This is a genomic window from Rhizobium sp. BK377 (assembly GCF_014193935.1).
In the GTDB taxonomy this organism is placed as follows: Bacteria; Pseudomonadota; Alphaproteobacteria; order Rhizobiales; family Rhizobiaceae; genus Rhizobium.
Genome location: NZ_JACIAC010000002.1, coordinates 1 through 18,637, shown reverse-complemented (window position 1 = coordinate 18,637; position 18,637 = coordinate 1). Strand labels below are relative to the sequence as shown.

General features: G+C 62.0%; 23 protein-coding genes. 15 read left to right on the top strand and 8 right to left on the bottom strand.

Features of this window, described 5'->3' with window-relative positions; all coding sequences use genetic code 11:
- Positions 1–98 precede the first annotated feature (98 nt).
- Positions 99–668 (top strand): AAA family ATPase, encoded by a 570-nt coding sequence (locus FHT92_RS08600; RefSeq protein WP_183823917.1) that lies wholly within the window; start codon positions 99–101, stop codon positions 666–668.
- 137 nt (positions 669–805) lie between these two features.
- Here FHT92_RS08600 and FHT92_RS08595 read toward each other — a convergent pair whose 3' ends face one another.
- Positions 806–1,417, bottom strand: a complete 612-nt coding sequence (locus tag FHT92_RS08595) for a TetR/AcrR family transcriptional regulator (protein WP_183823915.1) — start codon at positions 1,415–1,417, stop codon at positions 806–808.
- Between the two features lie 195 nt (positions 1,418–1,612).
- On the opposite strand from FHT92_RS08595, the gene FHT92_RS08590 reads away from it, so the two are divergent.
- From FHT92_RS08590 to FHT92_RS08575, 4 genes are all read left to right on the top strand, one after another.
- Complete coding sequence (locus FHT92_RS08590; RefSeq protein WP_183823913.1) at positions 1,613–2,350, top strand: SDR family oxidoreductase; 738 nt, start codon at positions 1,613–1,615, stop codon at positions 2,348–2,350.
- Positions 2,351–2,473: 123 nt separating this feature from the next.
- A complete protein-coding gene (locus tag FHT92_RS08585; RefSeq protein WP_183823911.1) occupies positions 2,474–3,289 on the top strand; it encodes a chromate resistance protein ChrB domain-containing protein in 816 nt (271 codons plus the stop codon).
- A gap of 1 nt (position 3,290) precedes the next feature.
- Positions 3,291–4,688 carry a chromate efflux transporter gene (gene chrA / locus FHT92_RS08580; RefSeq protein WP_183823909.1) on the top strand — a complete coding sequence of 466 codons (1,398 nt, stop codon included), beginning with the start codon at positions 3,291–3,293 and terminating at the stop codon, positions 4,686–4,688.
- A 115-nt stretch (positions 4,689–4,803) separates the two neighbouring features.
- Positions 4,804–5,541: an SDR family oxidoreductase gene (locus FHT92_RS08575; RefSeq protein ID WP_183738813.1), complete on the top strand. Its 738-nt coding sequence runs from the start codon at positions 4,804–4,806 to the stop codon at positions 5,539–5,541.
- On the opposite strand, the gene FHT92_RS08570 is transcribed toward FHT92_RS08575, so the two are convergent.
- A complete protein-coding gene (locus FHT92_RS08570) occupies positions 5,504–6,427 on the bottom strand; it encodes a LysR family transcriptional regulator (RefSeq protein WP_183738811.1) in 924 nt (307 codons plus the stop codon). The genes FHT92_RS08575 and FHT92_RS08570 overlap by 38 nt on opposite strands.
- 165 nt (positions 6,428–6,592) lie before the next feature.
- Here FHT92_RS08570 and FHT92_RS08565 point away from each other — a divergent pair, with 165 nt between their 5' ends.
- The 3 genes from FHT92_RS08565 (at position 6,593) to FHT92_RS08555 (ending at position 8,321) form a co-directional block, all read left to right on the top strand.
- Complete coding sequence (locus FHT92_RS08565) at positions 6,593–7,582, top strand: squalene cyclase (RefSeq protein WP_183823907.1); 990 nt, start codon at positions 6,593–6,595, stop codon at positions 7,580–7,582.
- Positions 7,583–7,633: 51 nt separating this feature from the next.
- Positions 7,634–7,783 (top strand): TetR family transcriptional regulator C-terminal domain-containing protein, encoded by a 150-nt coding sequence (locus FHT92_RS08560; RefSeq protein ID WP_183823905.1) that lies wholly within the window; start codon positions 7,634–7,636, stop codon positions 7,781–7,783.
- Between the two features lie 148 nt (positions 7,784–7,931).
- Positions 7,932–8,321 (top strand): Rap1a/Tai family immunity protein, encoded by a 390-nt coding sequence (locus FHT92_RS08555; RefSeq protein WP_183823903.1) that lies wholly within the window; start codon positions 7,932–7,934, stop codon positions 8,319–8,321.
- Between the two features lie 55 nt (positions 8,322–8,376).
- On the opposite strand, the gene FHT92_RS08550 is transcribed toward FHT92_RS08555, so the two are convergent.
- Positions 8,377–8,796 (bottom strand): Rrf2 family transcriptional regulator, encoded by a 420-nt coding sequence (locus FHT92_RS08550; RefSeq protein ID WP_183823901.1) that lies wholly within the window; start codon positions 8,794–8,796, stop codon positions 8,377–8,379.
- 141 nt (positions 8,797–8,937) lie between these two features.
- On the opposite strand from FHT92_RS08550, the gene FHT92_RS08545 reads away from it, so the two are divergent.
- Complete coding sequence (locus FHT92_RS08545; RefSeq protein WP_183823899.1) at positions 8,938–9,909, top strand: alpha/beta fold hydrolase; 972 nt, start codon at positions 8,938–8,940, stop codon at positions 9,907–9,909.
- 5 nt (positions 9,910–9,914) lie between these two features.
- Here the strand turns inward: FHT92_RS08545 and FHT92_RS08540 are convergent, their stop codons facing one another.
- The 4 genes from FHT92_RS08540 to FHT92_RS08525 form a co-directional block, all read right to left on the bottom strand.
- The gene (locus FHT92_RS08540) at positions 9,915–10,760 is read right to left on the bottom strand and encodes an NAD(P)-dependent oxidoreductase (RefSeq protein ID WP_183823897.1); all 846 of its coding nucleotides are present in this window, start codon (positions 10,758–10,760) and stop codon (positions 9,915–9,917) included.
- A gap of 78 nt (positions 10,761–10,838) precedes the next feature.
- Complete coding sequence (locus tag FHT92_RS08535; protein WP_409527146.1) at positions 10,839–11,537, bottom strand: TIGR02281 family clan AA aspartic protease; 699 nt, start codon at positions 11,535–11,537, stop codon at positions 10,839–10,841.
- The gene (locus FHT92_RS08530; RefSeq protein WP_183823893.1) at positions 11,537–11,734 is read right to left on the bottom strand and encodes a DUF1289 domain-containing protein; all 198 of its coding nucleotides are present in this window, start codon (positions 11,732–11,734) and stop codon (positions 11,537–11,539) included. Before FHT92_RS08530 ends, FHT92_RS08535 begins: the two co-directional genes overlap by 1 nt.
- 18 nt (positions 11,735–11,752) lie before the next feature.
- The gene (locus FHT92_RS08525) at positions 11,753–12,532 is read right to left on the bottom strand and encodes an adenosylcobinamide-GDP ribazoletransferase (protein WP_246735168.1); all 780 of its coding nucleotides are present in this window, start codon (positions 12,530–12,532) and stop codon (positions 11,753–11,755) included.
- 174 nt (positions 12,533–12,706) lie between these two features.
- Between FHT92_RS08525 and cobT the strand changes: the two genes are divergently transcribed.
- Together cobT and FHT92_RS08515 are read left to right on the top strand one after the other, a co-directional pair.
- The gene (gene cobT / locus FHT92_RS08520) at positions 12,707–13,723 is read left to right on the top strand and encodes a nicotinate-nucleotide--dimethylbenzimidazole phosphoribosyltransferase (RefSeq protein ID WP_183823889.1); all 1,017 of its coding nucleotides are present in this window, start codon (positions 12,707–12,709) and stop codon (positions 13,721–13,723) included.
- Positions 13,724–13,847: 124 nt separating this feature from the next.
- Entirely contained in the window at positions 13,848–14,228 is a 381-nt protein-coding gene (locus FHT92_RS08515) for a diacylglycerol kinase (protein ID WP_183823887.1), read from the top strand.
- 13 nt (positions 14,229–14,241) lie between these two features.
- On the opposite strand, the gene FHT92_RS08510 is transcribed toward FHT92_RS08515, so the two are convergent.
- On the bottom strand, positions 14,242–15,777 hold the full coding sequence (locus FHT92_RS08510) for a HAMP domain-containing sensor histidine kinase (protein WP_183826150.1): 1,536 nt from the start codon (positions 15,775–15,777) through the stop codon (positions 14,242–14,244).
- Between the two features lie 106 nt (positions 15,778–15,883).
- On the opposite strand from FHT92_RS08510, the gene FHT92_RS08505 reads away from it, so the two are divergent.
- The 4 genes from FHT92_RS08505 to FHT92_RS08490 all read left to right on the top strand — a co-directional run.
- A complete protein-coding gene (locus FHT92_RS08505; RefSeq protein ID WP_183823885.1) occupies positions 15,884–16,432 on the top strand; it encodes a thermonuclease family protein in 549 nt (182 codons plus the stop codon).
- Positions 16,429–17,070: a uracil-DNA glycosylase family protein gene (locus FHT92_RS08500; protein WP_183823883.1), complete on the top strand. Its 642-nt coding sequence runs from the start codon at positions 16,429–16,431 to the stop codon at positions 17,068–17,070. Before FHT92_RS08505 ends, FHT92_RS08500 begins: the two co-directional genes overlap by 4 nt.
- Before the next feature lie 70 nt (positions 17,071–17,140).
- Complete coding sequence (locus FHT92_RS08495; protein WP_113301461.1) at positions 17,141–17,629, top strand: Lrp/AsnC family transcriptional regulator; 489 nt, start codon at positions 17,141–17,143, stop codon at positions 17,627–17,629.
- Between the two features lie 850 nt (positions 17,630–18,479).
- The coding region (locus tag FHT92_RS08490) for a porin (protein WP_183823881.1) at positions 18,480–18,637 on the top strand (158 nt) is incomplete at its 3' end.

The window sequence follows — 18,637 nt, the reverse complement described above, 5'->3', positions numbered from 1 at the left end:
GCAATCCCAATCCCTCTCAGCACTCAAGCGCCGGTGGCGTAACGGACTCGTGGCGCTCCGGCCCGGCATTTCATCCTTGTCACTGATTGGAGATATCCATGATCAAACTGGTCGTCATATCCGGCTGCTCCGGCGGCGGGAAATCCACTCTGCTCGAAGAGCTTTCCCGGCGCGGCTACGCCACCGTCGAGGAGCCCGGACGGCGGATCGTGAAAGAGGAGCTGGCCGGGCAGGGCGCAGCCTTGCCCTGGGTCGATCCGGTGGCATTTGCCAGACGCGCGATCGCGATGGCGCTCGATGATCAGGCGCTGGCAGAGACGCAGTCGGGCTGGACGTTTTTCGATCGCGGTCTGATCGATGGCGCCGCCGCGCTGCAGGCCGCTACCGGAGAAGCGGTGCTGGAGACCCTCCGGGATCGGCATCGTTATTACCAGACGGTGTTTCTGACGCCGCCGTGGCCGGAGATCTATGTCAATGATCCCGAGCGGCGGCATGGTTTCGAGGAGGCGGTTGCCGAATACGAGCGGCTGACTGCGGCCTTTCCTGAAATCGGCTATGAACTCGTCATCCTGCCGAAGACAGACGTTGAAACCCGCGCGGATTTTCTGCTGCGCAGGCTGGCGGCTGACAATTTTCTGGGAACCAAGCGCGATCCTTGTCGTTCCTGATGCAACGCGGCAGCCTTGTTCCCTCCCGAAGGTTCGTCGTTCCCAGCGATCGCCGCGTTTATCCTGCAAATGAAGACCCCTCGGTCCTGCTCCCGGACCGAGGGGTCTTTTATCCGGATTTAAATCTGGTTCCGGGATTATCCGCCTTCCGGTGAAGCTCTGAGATAGCCGATGACGGCGCGTTTGACGCGCAGCGTCAACCCGTTTCTGTCCTCCTCGCCATGCTCGCCGGCGGCATCGATCATGCCCTTGACGATCGCTACCACATCGCGCGCCGCGACATCGATATCGGGTTGCGCCGGCATGTCCGGCCGCAGCAGCGCCTCGCGGGTGAGCTCGAAGAAGCGGCGCTTGACCTGCTCGGTCTCCGCATCGAGCGGAAGGCGCGCTTCTTCATAGTCCAGCAGGCGGGCAAGGGCGGGGCGTTCAAGCTGCTGGCGAACGCATGGGGCGATCAGGGCGGAGAGCGCCGCTTCACCCGTCGATTGATCGGCAGCACTTTTCGCATCTCTGATCAGTGACATGGTCTGGCGCAGGATCAGCGCACCGATCAGCGCATCCTTGCGCGGGAAATACTGATAGAGCGAGCCGACGCTGACTCCGGCCCTTTCGGCCACCGCATTGGTAGAGAAACCCTCATGGCCGCGCTCCTCCAGAATGCGAGCGGCAGCCTCGACGATCGCGCTGACCGTCGCGAGCGAGCGGGCCTGTTTGGGCGCTTTTCTGGGCGCAGAGCGGCTTTCGGACATCGCTGAAACGGGCCTTGAAATGCGAGTAGCGGGAAAGCGAGTTATCGCTCACATTACCGACGTCGGATCAAGCGCACAAGCGATCGGGTAGCACAACGAGGTCGAGTTCATTTGACGCGTCACCGGAGCCGGTGAGGCGCATACGCCTTGGCGTGCCTGCGATCGCCTGAGCCGGAACAGAACGGAGAATGACACATGTCGAACGAGATCAAGACCGCCATCGTCACCGGCGCATCCAGGGGCATCGGTGCGGCGATTGCCAGACGGCTCGCAGCCGATGGCTTCCGGACCGTCGTCAATTATGCGGGAAGCGCTACGCAGGCCGAAGAAGTGGCCGCGGCCATCGCGGCAGGCGGCGGCAGGGCGCTCGCGCTCCGCGCCGATGTCTCGGACTCAGGGGCGGTTGCCGACCTCTTCCAGCGCACGGAAGCGGAGTTCGGAACCGTCGACGTGCTCGTCAACAATGCCGGCGTCACCACCTTCGGACCGCTTTCCGACGTGAGCGACGAAGACTATCAGCGCCTGATCGCCGTCAACCTGACCGGCACTTTCAACGGCATGCGCGAGGGTGCAAGACGGGTGCGCGACGGCGGCCGCATCATCAATCTCTCCACCAGCATCATCGGCCATTATTCGCCGGGTAATGCCGTCTACACGGCGACCAAAGCGGCGGTGGAAGCGATGACGCATATCCTCGCCAAGGAACTCGGCCACCGCGGCGTCACCGTCAATGCCGTGGCGCCCGGGCCTGTCGCGACCGAACTGTTGCTCGCCGGCCGCTCCCTGGAGCTGATCCAGCGCCTGACGAACGAAATCCCACTCGGCCGGCTTGGGCAGCCGGAGGATATCGCTCGCATCGTCTCGTTTCTCGCGAGTGCGGAAAGCGGCTGGGTCAATGGGCAGGTGATCAGGGCGAATGGCGGGCGGAATTGAGTTCCTCCGCCGCTTGACACGAAAAACGACGGCGCGCATAAAAACCATATGGGGTTGCGATCACCCCACGAGGCGACATGCCGAAGAATCGCGTCCATGAAACCGAACACCGGAGGACGCGTCATGCCTTCATTTCTCGAAATATCTTCAGACAAATTGAACCGTATGGTCGGCACACCCAATGCGCCTGTCATCGTCGACGTGCGCGTCGACGATGATTTCGCCCGTGATCCGAGGCTCGTGCCGGGCTCGATCCGTAAATCCCATACCAATATCGACGAATGGGCGGCCGGCTTCGCCGGGCCGGTGGTCGTCGTCTGCCAGGCAGGCGGCAAGCTCAGCCATGGGGTCGCCGCGCATATCCGCCATGCGGGCGGCGCTGCGGAGGTGCTGGAAGGCGGCTTCGAAGCGTGGATAGGCTCGGGCGGCGTGGCCGTGCCCGTCGACAGGCTTCCGCCGCGCGACCGGCAGGGACGGACCGTGTGGGTCACACGTGCGCGTCCGAAGATCGACCGCATCGCCTGTCCGTGGCTCATCCGGCGCTTCGTCGATCCCGCCGCGGTTTTTCTTTTCGTGCCTACGTCAGACGTCTTACTGGTTGCCGACCGCTTCGGCGCCGTGCCCTTCGATATCGAAGAGGTCTTCTGGAGCCATCGCGGCGAGCTCTGCACCTTCGATGTAATGGTTGCGGAATTCGGCCTTACGTCGGGGCCGCTGTCGAGGCTCGCAACGATCGTTCGCGGCGCCGATACCGCCCGGCCGGATATAGCCCCCGAAGCCGCCGGGCTGCTGGCGGCCTCGCTCGGCTTGTCACGTATGTTCGTCGACGACCTCAAGCAGCTGGATGCCGGCATGCTGCTCTACGATGCCTTCTACCGCTGGTGCCGCGATGCCACGGACGAAACCCACAACTGGCCTTCCGCGAAGAAGGGGAACTGACGTGAACAGTGCCGTCACCCATGCGGCGCCCGATAGCGGGGCGCCGCCGGACCCACATGGCGTCGCCTTCGGCGAGGCCTTTCGCGTCTGGGTGCGCGTCGCAGCCCTCAGCTTCGGCGGACCGGCCGGGCAGATCGCCGTCATGCACCGCATCGTCGTCGATGAGAAGAGGTGGATTGGCGAGCACCGCTTCCTGCATGCGCTGAACTATTGCATGCTGCTTCCGGGGCCGGAGGCGCAGCAGCTGGCCATCTATATCGGCTGGCTGATGCACCGGACCGCCGGCGGCCTGGTCGCTGGGATCCTGTTCGTGCTTCCGGGTTTCCTATCCATCCTGGCGCTTAGCTATCTCTACGTGACCCTCGGCAGCGTCGATGCCGTCGAAGGCCTGTTCTTCGGTCTGAAGGCGGCGGTGCTTGCCGTCGTCATTCAGGCGGTCGTCAGGGTCGGCGGCCGTGCGCTGAAGAACAGGGCGATGATCGGGATCGCGACAGCCGCTTTCCTGGCGATCTTCGTCCTGCATGTGCCTTTTCCCCTCATCATCCTGGCGGCCGCCATCATCGGCTTCTTAGGATCGAAGTCGGGCTCGCGCCTGTTCCAGGTCGGCGGCGGGCATAAGGCAGCCGGCGGCGCGGTTCTGTCCGACGCAGACGCGCTGCTCGGGGAAGACATACCTGATCACGCGCGACCGAACCTCCGCTGGTCGCTGAAGATCTCGTCGGTCCTGCTGGTGCTCTGGCTGCTGCCGCTTCTGCTGCTCTATCTCTTCCTCGGCCCCGGCGATATCTTCACGCAGATCGGGGTGTTCTTCAGCAAGATGGCGATGGTGACATTCGGCGGCGCTTACGCCGTGCTTGCCTACGTCGCGCAGGAAGCCGTCCAGCGCTTCGGATGGCTGACGCCCACCGAGATGCTCGATGGTCTGGGCATGGCGGAAACGACGCCCGGGCCGCTGATCATGGTTCTCCAGTTCGTCGGCTTCATGGGGGCCTATCGCGATCCCGGCAGCCTCGGTCCGATGACGGCAGCCACGCTCGCCGCCATCCTGACGACATGGGTAACCTTCGTTCCCTGTTTTCTCTGGATCTTCCTCGGCGCCCCCTTCGTGGAGAAGCTGCGCGGCAACGCCGCGCTGGCAGGCGCGATGTCGGCCATCACGGCGGCCGTCGTCGGCGTCATCCTCAATCTCGCGATCTGGTTCGGCCTGCACTTCCTGTTCCGGAGCGCCGGGGTTTACAGCATCGGACCTATCTCGATCGAGCTGCCCGTCTGGACGTCGCTGTCGCTGCCGTCGCTATTGCTGAGCCTTGCGGCGGCAATCGCGATCTTCCGGTTCAAGCTGGCGGTCATTCCGGTGCTGCTCGGCTGCGCCGTCGCCGGGATGCTCTGGCCGACCTGAGGCATCGCCGCCCTTGCCAGCATCATCGGAAAAACCGATGGCGTCATCGGTTTCTTCCGTTTTTCTTGCAGTCCGTAGCGAGGCATCTGCTCTCCCAGCCAAGAAGGAGATGCAGATGGCTGAGATCAGAATAGAAGGCGCAGAGATTATCATCGTGGGCGGTAGTTCCGGCATGGGGTTGGCGCTGGCGCGACGGCTGCTGGCCGAGGGGGCGCGGGTGACGATTGCCGGGCGCAGTGAGGAGAGGCTTGAAGCGGCGCGGCGGGAACTCGGTGATCCCTCCGATCTTAAGACCGCCACCCTCGATCTTGCGCGGGAGGAGGAGATCGCGGCCTTCTTTCGCGATTGCGGGCCGGTCGATCATATCGTCAGCACGGCGGCGGACATCGAAGGGGCTTACCAGCTTCTGCCGGATCTGCAGCTTTTAGCGGCGCAGCGGGTGGTCGAGAGCAAATTCTACGGGCCGCTGCTGCTTGCCAAATACGGCGCGCCCTGTCTGCCGCCGTCTGGCTCGATCACCTATACGTCAGGCGTCGCGGCCTATCGGCCGGCGGCTCGCGGTTCGGTCGTTGCGGCCGTCAATGCGGCGCTGGAAGGGCTGGTGCGGGCGCTTGCGGTGGAGCTTGCGCCTCTGCGCGTCAACGCGGTGTCGCCGGGATGGGTGGATACACCGATCTGGAGTTTCGTGGCCGGCGACGCCAAACAGGCGACGCTGGAAGCGATGGCCAAGCGCCTGCCGGTCGGCCGCGTGGGCCGAGCCGAAGATATTGCCGATGCAATCCGCTTCCTGATCGGCAACGGTTTTACCACAGGCGCTATCCTGCACGTCGAAGGCGGGCATCGGCTGGTTTGACCGGCCGAAGTTCCTCTACTGCTGCGGAAAGCAACATGGAGAGCGCAGGCGGCTGCACACGCCGGCGCCGCCATATCAAGATCAGCGAGGCGGTGGGCGTGTCGCCCGGCCAGGGCAATTCAAGGACATCGCCGCGCTCGACGGCCGGGGTGACGGCTAGACGCGGGACAAGACCGTAACCGGCGCCCGATGCAACGAGGCGGATGATCGTCTGGATGCTGTCGGCTTGCGTGACGATAGCGGGTGCGGCAATGCCTACCTCGGCGAAGGCGGTGTCGAACAGGCGGCGATAGACGCAACCGGGTTCCGTGGCGATGAAGGGCAGGCGGCTCAGATCTGCAAGGCTCTCGGGCGGCGTGGCCGTGGAATTGCGGCCTCCAATCAGCATCAGCGGTTCCTGCGAGACGAGACGGGTCGCGAAACGTTCGTCCTGTTCTCCGCGATCGAATGTGAAGGCGATATCGATCGAGCCATCTCTTAGCCGCCCCTGCAATTCACCGCTGCCGGCGACCTTCAGCGTCAGAGCGATATCGGCATGGACCCTGCGAAATCGCGACAGAAAGGGCGCGAGTTTCTCCACCGCAATGGTTTCGAGCGTACCGATCGTCAGAGCCTGTTTCTCAAGACCGGCTGCTGTACGGGTTGCAGTCCTTGCGTCGTCGTTCAGGGCAAGGATTTCTTCGGCATAGGCCCTCAGCGTGTCACCGGCCGGTGTCAGGGTCACGCCCTGCCGGGAGCGTTCGAAAAGCTGAACGCCCAATTCCTCTTCGAGCGCCTGCATCTGGTCGCTGAGGCTCGACTGGGCGAGGTTCGCCTCGCTGGCCGCGCGGGTGAAGTTGCAATGCCTTGCGACCGCAAGGAAGGTTTTCAATTGTCGTGGGTTCATCTCGAGCTCCGTGCGCTCCATGGCAAGGATGGGCGCTCCTATATCAGGCTGCCATGCGCAGAGGGAGTCTCCGGGGGGATCCTCGCGTAGAGCCTCGCAATATTGACGGCAGACGCATGCTTGGCCAAACTTTAAACCGTCTTCGCAACAAAGGGAGACCTGCCGATGCCATCTGAGACATCCGTGATCGACTGGCTGCTCGCCTCCGATCCCGCTATCCGCTGGCAGGTGCTGCGCGATCTTCTGGACGCGCCCGAACCCGTCTGGTCTGCCGAGCGGCAGAAGGTCGAGCGGGAGGGGTGGGGTGCCAAGCTATTGTCCTTTCAGGATGCCGATGGGCAATGGGCGGGCGGTTCCTTCCTTCCCCGCGATTTCACGCGCGAGGAATGGCAGGCGACTGGCCAGCCCTGGACGGCGACGAATTTCTCGTTGACGCAGCTTCGCGAATTCGGGCTCGATCCGCACTCCGAGAGCGCCAAGAGAACCGTCGCGCTCATCGGCGCCAATTGCCGCTGGGACGAGGGCGGGCAGCCTTTCTGGGAGGGCGAGGTGGAGGAATGCATCAATGGCCGCACGGTTGGTGACGGCGCCTATTTCGGCGTCGATGTCTCAACGATCGTCGAAAGATTGCTTGGCGAGCGGCAGTCCGACGGCGGCTGGAACTGCGAGCGGGCGAATGGCTCGCTGCGCTCCTCCTTCCACACGACGATCAATGTACTGGAGGGGCTTCTGGAATATGAGCGGGCAACCGGCGGCACGGAGCTATCGCGCGAGGCAAGACGGTCGGGGGAGGATTATCTGCTGGCGCGGCACCTGATGTGGCGGCTCAGCACCGGCGAACCGGTCGACGAGAAGTTCATGCAGTTCCTGCACCCGAACCGCTGGCGCTTCGATGTGCTGCGGGGGCTCGATTATTTTCGCGCCTCAAGCTTGCTGACCGGGGCTGCGCCTGATGTGCGACTGAAGGAGGCAATCAGATACCTCCGATCGCGACGACTCGAAGACGGTCGCTGGCCGCTTGACTGGCGCGTCTCCGGCCGGACCTGGTTTGTAATGGATGACGGCGAGGGTGAACCCTCCCGCTGGGTGACGCTCAGGGCGCTCAGGGTGCTGAAATGGTGGGATAGCCGGCAGGCTGAACATGCCGCTGCGTGAAGCTGCTGCGACATCCGACTTTATCAGGGGAAATGAATGGCTTAGGGCGGAGTGCTGAAGGCCGAGAGCCTGGCCTCGAACTCGTCCATCAACGGCTGGGAAGGGGCGCTTCTACGTATGCGCGCAGAACGCATCGGAGCGCCGCTCGAGACATTCAAGCAGATGGTCTTTGATGTGCTGCTGCAAGGCAAGTCGCATTGAAGGCTATTTACCCCCATTAACAAGGAATTTCAGTTCCGATTCGGGCATTTACCATCTTCTCCGACGTCATGGATCGGCAATAGTTCCAGCTTAATTCCGACATGTTCGGGCTGAAGTTTCCGGCATCGATATGCGGGCGAGGGATCAGATGCCGGGCATTCTCATTGCAACCCTGTTGGCGACTGTCTCGGCCAAGGCGCCGATGGAATATGCCAGCGGCGATCTTCTCTTTTCGGATTGTGGCGGTTCGCGGCAGTTCGTCACCGGCTATGTTTCCAGCTGGCTCGACAAATGGAACCGGGATGAGTTTCTTGCGCGGCGTGCGTTCGCAGATGCGGCCGGGGATCCGCAGGCGATGGTCAGCATAACCCGTCTCGGCCATTCGGTCGGGTGGAATATCTGCCTGCCGCCGGGCACGACACCGATCATTATCGGCGAAATGCTCTGCCACTTCCTGCAGGAGAATCCAGGCGTTCGCAGTGCCGAGGGCGACGATCTGGTGATGACCGTCGTTTCCCGCAGCTACGGCTGTCGGTAAGGCAGGCGTCAGGCATTGCCGACAAGGATGACGCCGGTCACGCCCGCTTTTCAGCCTAGGCGGAAGCCATAGCGATCTCGCCGATTTCGGCCAGCGTCACCTGCTGGAATTCCCGCTCAAGCGTCTGCTCCGCGCTTTCAAAGGCGCGCTGCAGCTTGGTGTTGGCGGCGCGCTCGACCGGGCAGGAAGGGTGATCGTTTGAGAGCGGCGCATCGAGAATGGTTTCGCCCTGCAGGGCGCGCTGCACATCCAGAATGGTGATCTCGGAAAGCGGTCTCGTCAGCGACCAGCCGCCGCCGCGACCGCCCTCCGATTCGACGATGCCGTATTGGCGCAGCGAGGCCATGGTGCGGCGGACGACCACAGGATTGGTGTTGAGCATCTGGGCGATGCGCTCACTCGTTTCCCGGCCGCCCAGCAATCCCATATGGACGAGAACGTGGATCATCCGCGCCAGTCTTCCGTCTTGTCGCATCTGTGCCTCTCGATAGCGTAACAAATAGTGTTACGCTCTATTGACTCCTGTTTTCTGTAACGTAAAAAGATACGGAATTAAAGATTCAATGGCGCCCGGGTGCATTTTTTCCGGAGCGCGCCTGTTGTCGAGGAGGCAGCGATGCAGCAGCGCATGATTGAAACCGCAACGTTGAGGATGAACATTGCTGAAGCCGGCGAGGGGCCGCTGGTGCTGCTCTGCCATGGGTTTCCAGAGACCTCGCATGCCTGGCGCCATCAGATTACCGCACTTGCCGGGGCGGGCTTCCATGCCGTGGCGCCCGATATGCGCGGTTATGGCCGAACGGAAAGCCCTGATGAGACCGGCGCCTATACAGTCTTTGATCTCGTGGCCGACATGGTGGCGCTCATCGATGCGCTTGGTGAGGAAAAGGCTGTTATCGTTGGCAACGACTGGGGTGCGACGGTTGCCTGGCAGGCCGCACTGATGCGGCCGGACAGATTTCGGGGCATTGTCGCGATGAGCGTGCCTTTCATGGGCCAGCCGCCCGTGCCGCCGACGAAAATCTTTCCGGCGACAGCGGATCACCTGCTCTATGTGCTCTATTTCCAGGAGCCGGGACTGGCGGAAACCGAGTTCGAGCGGAATGTGGATGTCACACTGCGCAAGATCTATGGCGCTGCCGGCGGTGAGGCGGGTCCGCGATTGCCAGGCGACGGAACGCCCAATCCGTTCGGCATGGTCTCGCGCGCATCCGGTCTGCTTGCTGATCTGCCCGACGAGGAAAGGCTGCCTGAATGGCTGCCGCAAGCCGAGCTCGACGTCTTTGCCGATGCATTCAAAGCGTCAGGCTTTCGCGGCGGGTTGAATTATTACAGGAACCTCGACCGGAACTGGGAACTGCAGAAAGCCTTGGCGGGGCTGAAAGTAGAGGTTCCCTCGCTGTTCATGACCGGCGAACGCGACACGGGCCTCGCCATCCCCGGTATGCGGGAGGTTATCGATGTGATGCCAGGGCTGGCGCCTTGCCTCAGGGCGACGCACTTCGTGCCCGGTGCTGGCCATTGGCTGCCGCAGGAGCGGCCGGAGATCGTCAGCCGCGCGATTATAGATTTCGCGCAGGGCCTGTGACCGGTTTAATCTCCGTCCTCGAGCATCCGCTCAAGAGTGGTGATCAGCTCCCGGCTGCCGGCGCGATCATCGGCAATGGTCCGGAAGACGCCTGCCATGCCTTTGAAGATGAGGGCGGCGGGATCATCGGCTCCGAGAAACTCGGAGATTTCCTCCATTTCCGCCACCCAACGATAGGCCTTCGGAAACATGTCCGGAATGGACTGGCGCAGCCGCTTCAGATGTTCGGCCTGGCTTTCGGCCAGCTCCACCTTCAATGCCTCACTGGCGCCGTTGCGGGCGGCGGCAAGCAGCATGGCGGCGGAGAGGCCGGTGATGCCCTTGTTGATGCCGGCGTAACACATCTTCAAAGCCGAGGCGGCTCCGACCGGGCCTTTTAAGGGGCGGATCTTCAGGCCGAAGCGGGAGAGCAAATCCGGCTCGCAGGCGAGATCGCCGCTGAGGCAGACGACCGGACCGGCCTTGCCTGATACCGGCGGGCCACCAATGATCGAGCCGTCGAGGACCTTAACGCCTGATGGAGCAAGGCTCGCTGCAAGCTTTTCCATGGTCTTCGGGCTGATGGCATTGAGATCGACGAAGGGCGGCTTCTTGCCGCTGCCGCGCAGCAGCGGAGCGATGAGATCCGCAACCTCCTGCGCTTCGGCGGGCGGGACGATGGAGAGAATGATATCGGCCTCGGCGAATGCCGAAAGCGGAGCGGGGATGAGGCCCGCTACGCGGGCGCGATCGATCGTCGCTTTACTGCGTCCGTCGAGAAAAGTGATGACCTTGGCGCCGGACTCGGCGAGGCGGCGGCCAACGGCGCTGCCCATGGCGCCGGCGCCGAACAATGCAATGGTAATGGACATTGGCGGATGTGACCCTCTATGGCGGGGATGCGGAGAGACTAGGGCTAGAGGATCCGTGCCGCAAGGCGGATGCGGCTGTTAGTCCCGCATCCTTAACTCATCCGTCTGCATCTGCAGGGAGCCGAGTGTCTCAAGAAAACTCATGCCGAGCAGGCTCTGGTCGAGCCTGCCGTCTTCGGCGACGGATGCCGCGACATTGCTGCGCACGATCGGGCCGATCGCAACCTGATCGAGGGTAACAGGGGCGGCGCGGGCGCGACCGTTGGCGGTCATCACTGTCATGGAATAGGTGAGCTGCTTCGGGTCTATGCCGATGCGCAGCGCGTCGGCGTGCGAGAGCGCCACCATGCTGGCGCCGGTGTCGACCAGCATCGGCACGGACTGGCCGTTGACCGATACCTCGGTCTCGAAATGGCCGTTCAGCATCTTGTGGACGATGACTTCCTGCCCGCCTTCGCTGGTCGTAACCACCACGGCGCGGCCGGGCACGAGGCCGGCAAGCAGGCGGTTGCCGACTGCCATCGCGTCTTGCCGGTAGAGATAGGCAGTGGCGAGCGCCAGGATGATGACGACCCAGATCGTCAGTTGGCGCAGGGTCTGACCGATATTCTGGCGGCTGCCCCAGATTCCGGCTGCCAGCATCAGAGCGATTGGCAACAGGTAGACGAAGCGGCCGAAATCATCGCTTTCAAGGCCCATGATGGGACTCTGATCATTGTTGAGGAGCAGGACGGCAAGGCCGATGACAATGACGGAAAGCAGGAGAATGAGGCGCATCAACCGATGGCCTCCAGGGTTTTCGTCGATTCGGCAGCGGGTGCCGCGAGGCGGGTGGGCAGGTTTTCCATGATGGTCTCGCGCTCCTTGTCGGAGAAGCGCATCCATCCGGCAATTTCATCCGTTGTGCGGCCGCATCCGGCGCAAAGACCGGTGAGAGGATCCAAGGAGCATACGCGGATGCATGGTGTTCGCATGGGCGATATATCGTAATTTCACAGCGCCATGGCAAGAGCGCAGAAGGCTGCGACCTCGCAAATCTGCTGGGTGGCGCCGAGCGTGTCGCCGGTGTGCCCTCCGAGCCTGCGGCGGATGAACCAGGTGAAGGCCAGCGTCGAGAAACCGGCGCCAAGAAGGGTCGAAACCAACGGCAGCAGACCGAGTGTCGGCCAGACGAGGATGGCGGTGATAAAGCCCGCGGTGACGAGGGCGATCTGCATGGCTACCTCGGCGGGGCTGCCGGTCGAGGCCGCGAGCCCATCCGGCTTTGCCGCGGGAAGGCGCTGCCAGTGCCAGGCAATGGCCCCGCGGCTGAGTGCGGCGACGGCGGGAATGGCGAGTGCTGCGGCAAAAGGCGATGCTTCACGTGCAATGGCGGCAAGTGCCGAGGCCCGCAGGGCAAAAGAGAGGATGAGGGCGATCGCGCCGTAACTGCCGATGCGGCTGTCCTTCATGATAACAAGGCTCTGCTCGCGGGATTTGCCGCCGCCGATACCGTCGGCGGTATCGGCAAGCCCGTCCTCGTGCAGTGCGCCGGTCAGGATCGTCTGCACGGCGAGCGCTGCGAGTGAGGCCATCAAGCGGTCGGCGTAAAATGCCAGCATCAGCAGGAAGACGAGAGCGGGCAGGGCGCCGATAACGAGCCCGGCCACGGGGAAGATACGGACCAGCCGGCTAATCTTGCCGTCATCGCCGGTAAAGAGCCATGGCGGCATGGGAATGCGGCTTAAGAACGCCACTGCGCGCGCGGCATCGACTGCAATGTCCTTTATCATTCCTGGGATCATTCTCGGCGGCCCCCGTCTCCCCTGCGGCGTTTTGGTCTTCTCGGACGACTGCCATCTTCGGGCTTTTTGAGTTGTGAGCCTGAGCCGCTCGCTTTAAGAGAGTCGCCACGCAAAGAACCCGATTTGCCGGGAAAAGACAAGAATACAAGGAAAGCCATTCAGATGAGCGTTTCAGGCCTGCCGTTCGACGATTTTCGCGCCCTTCTTCGTGAGCTGCCGGGACCGGATGGTCGCGCCCTGGTCGCCGCCCGCGAACGCGACGCACAACTGACGAAGCCGCCGGGTGCGCTTGGACGACTGGAAGAGATCGCTTTCTGGCTCGCCGCCTGGACGGGCAAGCCGCCCGCCGTCAATCGGCCGCTGGTGGCGATCTTCGCCGGCAATCATGGCGTCGTGCGGCAGGGGATCACGCCTTTCCCGCCTGAAGTCACGCAGCAGATGGTCGAGAATTTCGCGGCTGGCGGGGCGGCAATCAACCAGATCTGCGTCGCCTATGATCTCGGCCTAAAAGTCTTCGATCTGGCGCTCGAGTACCCGACCGGCGACATCACCCAGGAACCGGCGCTGACCGAGCGCGATTGTGCCGCCACCATGGCCTTCGGCATGGAAGCGATTGCCGGCGGCACGGACCTGCTCTGCATCGGCGAAATGGGCATCGGCAACACGACGATTGCGGCCGCCATCAACTACGCGCTTTATGGCGGCACGGCGCGCGACTGGGTCGGCCCCGGCACCGGTTCGGAAGGCGAGATGCTGGAGCGCAAGATCGATGCCGTCGAGCGCGCCGTGGAGCTGCACAGCTATCACCTCGACGATCCCCTGGAAATCATGCGCCGGCTCGGCGGTCGCGAGATCGCGGCGATGGCGGGCGCCATTCTTGCGGCGCGCATGGAGCGTATTCCTGTGTTGATCGACGGTTATACGGCAACTGCCGCAGGCGCTATCCTCAGGGCGGCCAATCCGTCTGCGCTCGACCACTGCCTGATCGGCCATGTCTCGGCCGAACCGGGACATCTGCGCGCCATCGAACAGCTCGGCAAGACGCCGCTTCTGGCGCTCGGGATGCGGCTTGGCGAAGGCACGGGGGCAGCGCTTGCTGCCGGCATCGTCAAGGCGGCTGCCGCCTGCCATTCCGGCATGGCCACCTTCAGCCAGGCCGGCGTTTCCGGCAAACATTGATACGGTCAAAACCGCAACCCTGCCAGCGCATTGCTTGCGCCGAGATCGGGGAAACGGTATCTGCGTATTCGCTCATACATGAAAGCGTCGGCAAAAAGACCGGCTTGGAGGAAACGAGGCGCCTTTGACGAAACCTGCCGTGATCAAGGAAACGGGATTTCGCCATTTCGTGGCAGCGGCCAGCTATTCCTGGGCCGGCTTCCTGCGGGTCTTCAGGGAAGCGGCCTTCCGGCAGGAGATCGGTTTCTTTGCCGTGGCGCTGATCGTGCTTTTCTTCATCGGTGCTGACGCCACGGAATTCGTCGTCACCACGGTGCTTTTCCTCGGGCTCTTTTCCATAGAGGCGATGAATACGGCGGTCGAGGAAGTAATCGACCGGATTTCACCGGAGATTTCGATCGTCGGCAAACATGCCAAGGATCTCGGCTCCTTCGCCGTGACCTGCATGATCGCTGCCTGCAGCCTTTATCTCGGCTTCGTCATCATCAGGCATCTGTTCTTTTAAGTTATGGGATGGACTAAGCGAAGCTGCGGCGCTTCTTGGCAACCGGCTGAGCCTGTTCCACAGCCGGGATGCTCTGCAGCACGCGCTTGGCCGGCAGGATGGCGATGACTTCGGTGCCTTCGCGTAGCCTGGATTTCAGGATGAACTGGCCGTCATGCTTGGCAAGGATCGCCTGAACGATCGGCAGGCCGAGGCCGGTGCCCTGTTCGGCGCTCTTGATGGCGATCGAGCCCTGGCCGAAGGCCGACAGCACGACCGGGATTTCGTCTTCGGGAATGCCGGGGCCATTATCCTTGATGGAGATGTACTGGCCGCCGCCGGCCGTCCAGCCGACCTTGACGTTGATTTCTCCACCCTGAGGCGTGAATTTCACGGCATTGGAAAGTAGGTTGAGCACGACCTGACGCATGGATTTCTCATCCGCCCAGATCGCCGGAAGCTGGCGCTCGACCTGATCGTGGATGGTGATGTTCTTGGCGCGGGCGCGAAGTTGCACCATGCCGATGCAGTCCTCGGTAATGTCGAGCAGCGAGACCGCCTCCTCGCTGAGCTCGTATTTGCCGGCTTCGATGCGTGACAGGTCCAGGATTTCGTTGATGAGATCGAGCAGATGCTGGCCGGAGCGATGGATATCGCCGGCATATTCCTTATAGGTCGGATTTGCGAGCGGACCCATGACCTCTGCCGACATGACCTCGGAAAAGCCGAGTATGGCATTCAACGGCGTGCGCAGCTCATGCGACATGGAGGCGAGGAAGCGAGACTTGGCGAGGTTTGCCTCCTCAGCACGGCGGCGCGCCTCGTCCGACATGGATTTTGCCACCTCCAGCTCGGCGATCAGATCATCCTTTTCCGATTGGAAGGAAAGGATCTTCAGGCTGAACTGGAAGAGCCGGTCGCTGATATAATTGAAGAAGACCACCGTCACGGTGAAGACACCGGCCAGCGAGAGTTCCAGAATATCGCGCGACAGGCCGCTTTTTGCGGCGAGCGCCACGACAGCGGGCGCAAAGCCGACGAGCACGGCCGGCGTCAGCATGAAATTCGACATGGTCGTGACCGACAGTGCGATCAACAGGGTGGCACCCTTATAGAGCGTGAAGCTCGAAGGTTCGCAGGCCGAGCAGTCCTGCAGGGCAAAGACCGCCCAGCAGCAGCCGATCAGGAACTGGCCCGCAAGCAACAGGTTGCGCCAACGGCGCGCCGCTTCAGCCGTTATTTCCTTCGTCCTGGCGTGGCGTGCCAGAAGAATATTGGCTGTATGGCAGGTCAGCGTCAGCAACGCCCAGAAGAGCAGGCTCGCATCCTCGGCGAAATAGGTGCCGAGTGCTGCGACGATGATGACGAAAAGCGGCATGATCGCCGCGCCCTGCAGCACGGCAGTGACATACATCTGCAGCACATCACGATCGAAGGCAGAGCTGGAGGTATGACCGGACTGCAGGCGTTCGCGCGTCTGCCTTACGGCCCTGGAGACCGCCTTGTTGCGGTGGCCGCGCGATTTGTCGACAATGATCTTGTCGGTCGATGTGCTGACGCCGGTACTCATGTGCACGTTGAAATTTGTTCCGCAGATGAATAAGAGCTTAACCGGAAAGTCTTAAGAAGATGTTTGCCATCTTTGCCAAGGGTTTGTTTTTGAAGGAGGCAAAAGCGTGGCGCGGCTTCTTGTCTTGACCCGGGACGGTACAACCGCTCTGGCTTTTCTTGTATTCGTTGCATTAATCGCGGCCAAGCTCAACGACAGGCCCGACATCCAGCATCAGGGGGCCTTCCATGCCGCCGATGGCGACAGCCTTGCTCTTGAGGGCGAGCGCATGCGGCTGAAGGGCATTGACGCGCCGGAACTGTCGCAGACATGCGAGCGGGCAGGACAAGACTGGCCCTGCGGCAGACTTGCCCAGCGCAGTCTGCAGCAGCTGGTTTCTGACAAAGGCACCCAATGCGGGGGAAGCGAGCGGGATCGTTACGACCGGCTTCTGGTCGTCTGCCGCAGCAACGCCGGCGATATCAATGCGCGCATGGTAGCCTCGGGCATGGCAGTTTCCTATGGCGGCTACCAGCACGAGGAAGAGCAGGCGCGGGTGCAAAAGCTCGGGCTTTGGGCAGGTCGTTTCGAAATGCCGCGCGACGTCAGGGATCAGGCGCGGCATGAAAGCTCCAGCCTGCGGCGGCTGATCGGCGAATGGACAGGATGGGAATGACTGATGGTGAGCCCGATGACGGGCTGGAGGCATTACGGCAGGCCATCGCCGCCTGCCGGATCTGTCGCGACGCGCCGATCCGCGGCATAGACGATCGTCTACCGCATGAGCCTCGGCCGGTTGCCGTTCTTTCGACGCGCGCCCGTGTGCTGATCGCGGGCCAGGCGCCGGGGCTTCGCGTCCATGAAAGCGGGCTGCCGTTCGACGATGCCTCCGGCGACCGGCTGCGGCAGTGGCTTCAGGTGGACCGACCCGCCTTCTACGACCGGGATCGCTTTGCGATCGTACCGATGGGCTTCTGCTTTCCGGGTTACGACGCCAAGGGCAGCGACCTGCCGCCGCGACGGGAATGCGCGCCGGTCTGGCGGGGCCGCGTGCTTCCGGCCATGCCGCAGATCGAACTGGTGCTTGCCGTCGGCGGATATGCGCAGGCCTCGCATATGGGGTCGATGCGGCGCGAAAACATGACAGAGACGGTGCGGGCCTGGCGCGACAGCCTCACTCTTCCAGGCAAGCCCGCTGTTCTTCCGCTGCCGCATCCAAGTTGGCGCAATACCGGCTGGATCAAACGGAATCCGTGGTTCGAGGAAGAACTGCTTCCCGAGCTACGTCGGCGAATCAAAATGCTTGCCTTCTGAAACAAAATTCTTTTCGTCGGCCGGAATCGCGCTATACAAAGAAAATAATTCGAAAGGGACTTAATTTCGCATGGATCGCCTCGACCGAAAGATACTGCGCCTGCTCCAGGAAGATTCGACGCTCGCCGTCGCCGACCTCGCCAAAAAGGTCGGGCTTTCGACGACGCCATGCTGGCGGCGTATCCAGAAAATGGAGGAAGACGGTGTCATCAAGCGCCGGGTAGCGATTCTCGATCCGGAAAAGGTCAACACCAAGGTCACGGTCTTCGTGTCGATCCGCACCGCGACCCATTCCATCGAATGGCTGCGCCGCTTCTCCGAGGTCGTGGCGGAGTTCCCCGAAGTGGTCGAATTCTATCGCATGAGCGGCGATGTCGACTATCTGCTGCGCGTCGTCGTGCCCGATATCGCCGCCTATGACGCCTTCTACAAGCGGATGATCGCCAAGATCGAGATTCGGGATGTGTCTTCTGCCTTCGCGATGGAGCAGATCAAGTATTCGACGCAGCTGCCGCTCGACTACATGCTAATCGAAAACGCCAAGTCCAACGAGGACTGAGGCGGGCAGGCGCCTTCAATGAAGTGCGTATAATTCAAGCAGGCGCGAGCGAATCACGCCTGCTTTAACGAGGGGAGAAGCTCCTCTTGGAGACATATCTGCGCAGACGAGCCGCGGAGACTCAGGAGTTCATCCGTGACTTCTCAGACGAACAACCTACATCTCGACGTCGAGCGCTAAACCTTTCCAAATTGTAATCTTCCTGTCATGGAACTGTGCGAAGCCACCCTGGTCGTGAATTGGCCTGGGCGTTGGGGAGGCGCAAGTGCTGATTCGGGCAGAGACCAGGGGATATCTGGATAATGTCCGTGCAGCGCAATATCGCGCGCTGCAATATTTTTGATTCTTGGCCAAAACGTTAGGCCAATGGCAACGCGCGTATCTATCTTGATTGATAAGACAACGCCCAGCGGGCCTTCAGGTCGATCAAATGGTCGCGATCTGCACCATTAGGTTCGATTTCAGGACACAATGTCCCAATCTCCGATCTTTATATAGTCCTTAGCCGGCGCTACAGTTCCCTTGTTTCGCGAAGCGTTTGAGCTTGCTCCGTTTCGCGATGCCTTGGGAGGATTATCCAACCGCTTGCGACAGCCGCTGCTTGTCGCGGCGGTTTTTGCGCGTCACCTATCCAATTCGTTGAAATTGTTGTATAAAAACCACGCTTTGCGCAGAAAGAATGCTGCGTTTGCGGGTGGGGGCCGTTCACGAATTGCTACAGTCTGATGTCTGTGGGATGAACGTTCGGCGGTTCGATCGATCCGCACGCCGTGAGGCTGTTCAAACGGGTCGGCTTTGGATCTTCGGAGACAGGGTAAAGCCCCGATCGACAAAGGAGTGGAATTCTACAATGAACATCAAGATGGTATTGCTCGCGTCGGCAGCAGCATTTGCTGCATCGACTCCGGTACTTGCAGCAGACGCAATCGTCGCTGCCGAGCCGGAACCGGTTGAGTACGTTCGCGTCTGCGACGCTTACGGCACCGGCTACTTCTACATCCCGGGCAC

What these genes read in the sequence shown, in the direction of transcription:
- FHT92_RS08525 (WP_246735168.1), bottom strand. Translation starts at nt 12,532, where the DNA reads ATGATAAAGGACATTGCAGTCGATGCCGCGCGCGCAGTGGCGTTCTTA.
- FHT92_RS08595 (WP_183823915.1), bottom strand. Translation starts at nt 1,417, where the DNA reads ATGTCCGAAAGCCGCTCTGCGCCCAGAAAAGCGCCCAAACAGGCCCGC.
- cobT (WP_183823889.1), top strand. Translation starts at nt 12,707, where the DNA reads ATGAGCGTTTCAGGCCTGCCGTTCGACGATTTTCGCGCCCTTCTTCGT.
- FHT92_RS08585 (WP_183823911.1), top strand. Translation starts at nt 2,474, where the DNA reads ATGCCTTCATTTCTCGAAATATCTTCAGACAAATTGAACCGTATGGTC.
- FHT92_RS08565 (WP_183823907.1), top strand. Translation starts at nt 6,593, where the DNA reads ATGCCATCTGAGACATCCGTGATCGACTGGCTGCTCGCCTCCGATCCC.
- FHT92_RS08575 (WP_183738813.1), top strand. Translation starts at nt 4,804, where the DNA reads ATGGCTGAGATCAGAATAGAAGGCGCAGAGATTATCATCGTGGGCGGT.
- FHT92_RS08530 (WP_183823893.1), bottom strand. Translation starts at nt 11,734, where the DNA reads ATGCGAACACCATGCATCCGCGTATGCTCCTTGGATCCTCTCACCGGT.
- FHT92_RS08555 (WP_183823903.1), top strand. Translation starts at nt 7,932, where the DNA reads ATGCCGGGCATTCTCATTGCAACCCTGTTGGCGACTGTCTCGGCCAAG.
- FHT92_RS08500 (WP_183823883.1), top strand. Translation starts at nt 16,429, where the DNA reads ATGACTGATGGTGAGCCCGATGACGGGCTGGAGGCATTACGGCAGGCC.
- FHT92_RS08540 (WP_183823897.1), bottom strand. Translation starts at nt 10,760, where the DNA reads ATGTCCATTACCATTGCATTGTTCGGCGCCGGCGCCATGGGCAGCGCC.
- FHT92_RS08495 (WP_113301461.1), top strand. Translation starts at nt 17,141, where the DNA reads ATGGATCGCCTCGACCGAAAGATACTGCGCCTGCTCCAGGAAGATTCG.
- FHT92_RS08535 (WP_409527146.1), bottom strand. Translation starts at nt 11,537, where the DNA reads ATGCGCCTCATTCTCCTGCTTTCCGTCATTGTCATCGGCCTTGCCGTC.
- FHT92_RS08600 (WP_183823917.1), top strand. Translation starts at nt 99, where the DNA reads ATGATCAAACTGGTCGTCATATCCGGCTGCTCCGGCGGCGGGAAATCC.
- FHT92_RS08590 (WP_183823913.1), top strand. Translation starts at nt 1,613, where the DNA reads ATGTCGAACGAGATCAAGACCGCCATCGTCACCGGCGCATCCAGGGGC.
- FHT92_RS08550 (WP_183823901.1), bottom strand. Translation starts at nt 8,796, where the DNA reads ATGCGACAAGACGGAAGACTGGCGCGGATGATCCACGTTCTCGTCCAT.
- FHT92_RS08510 (WP_183826150.1), bottom strand. Translation starts at nt 15,777, where the DNA reads ATGAGTACCGGCGTCAGCACATCGACCGACAAGATCATTGTCGACAAA.
- FHT92_RS08545 (WP_183823899.1), top strand. Translation starts at nt 8,938, where the DNA reads ATGCAGCAGCGCATGATTGAAACCGCAACGTTGAGGATGAACATTGCT.
- FHT92_RS08570 (WP_183738811.1), bottom strand. Translation starts at nt 6,427, where the DNA reads ATGAACCCACGACAATTGAAAACCTTCCTTGCGGTCGCAAGGCATTGC.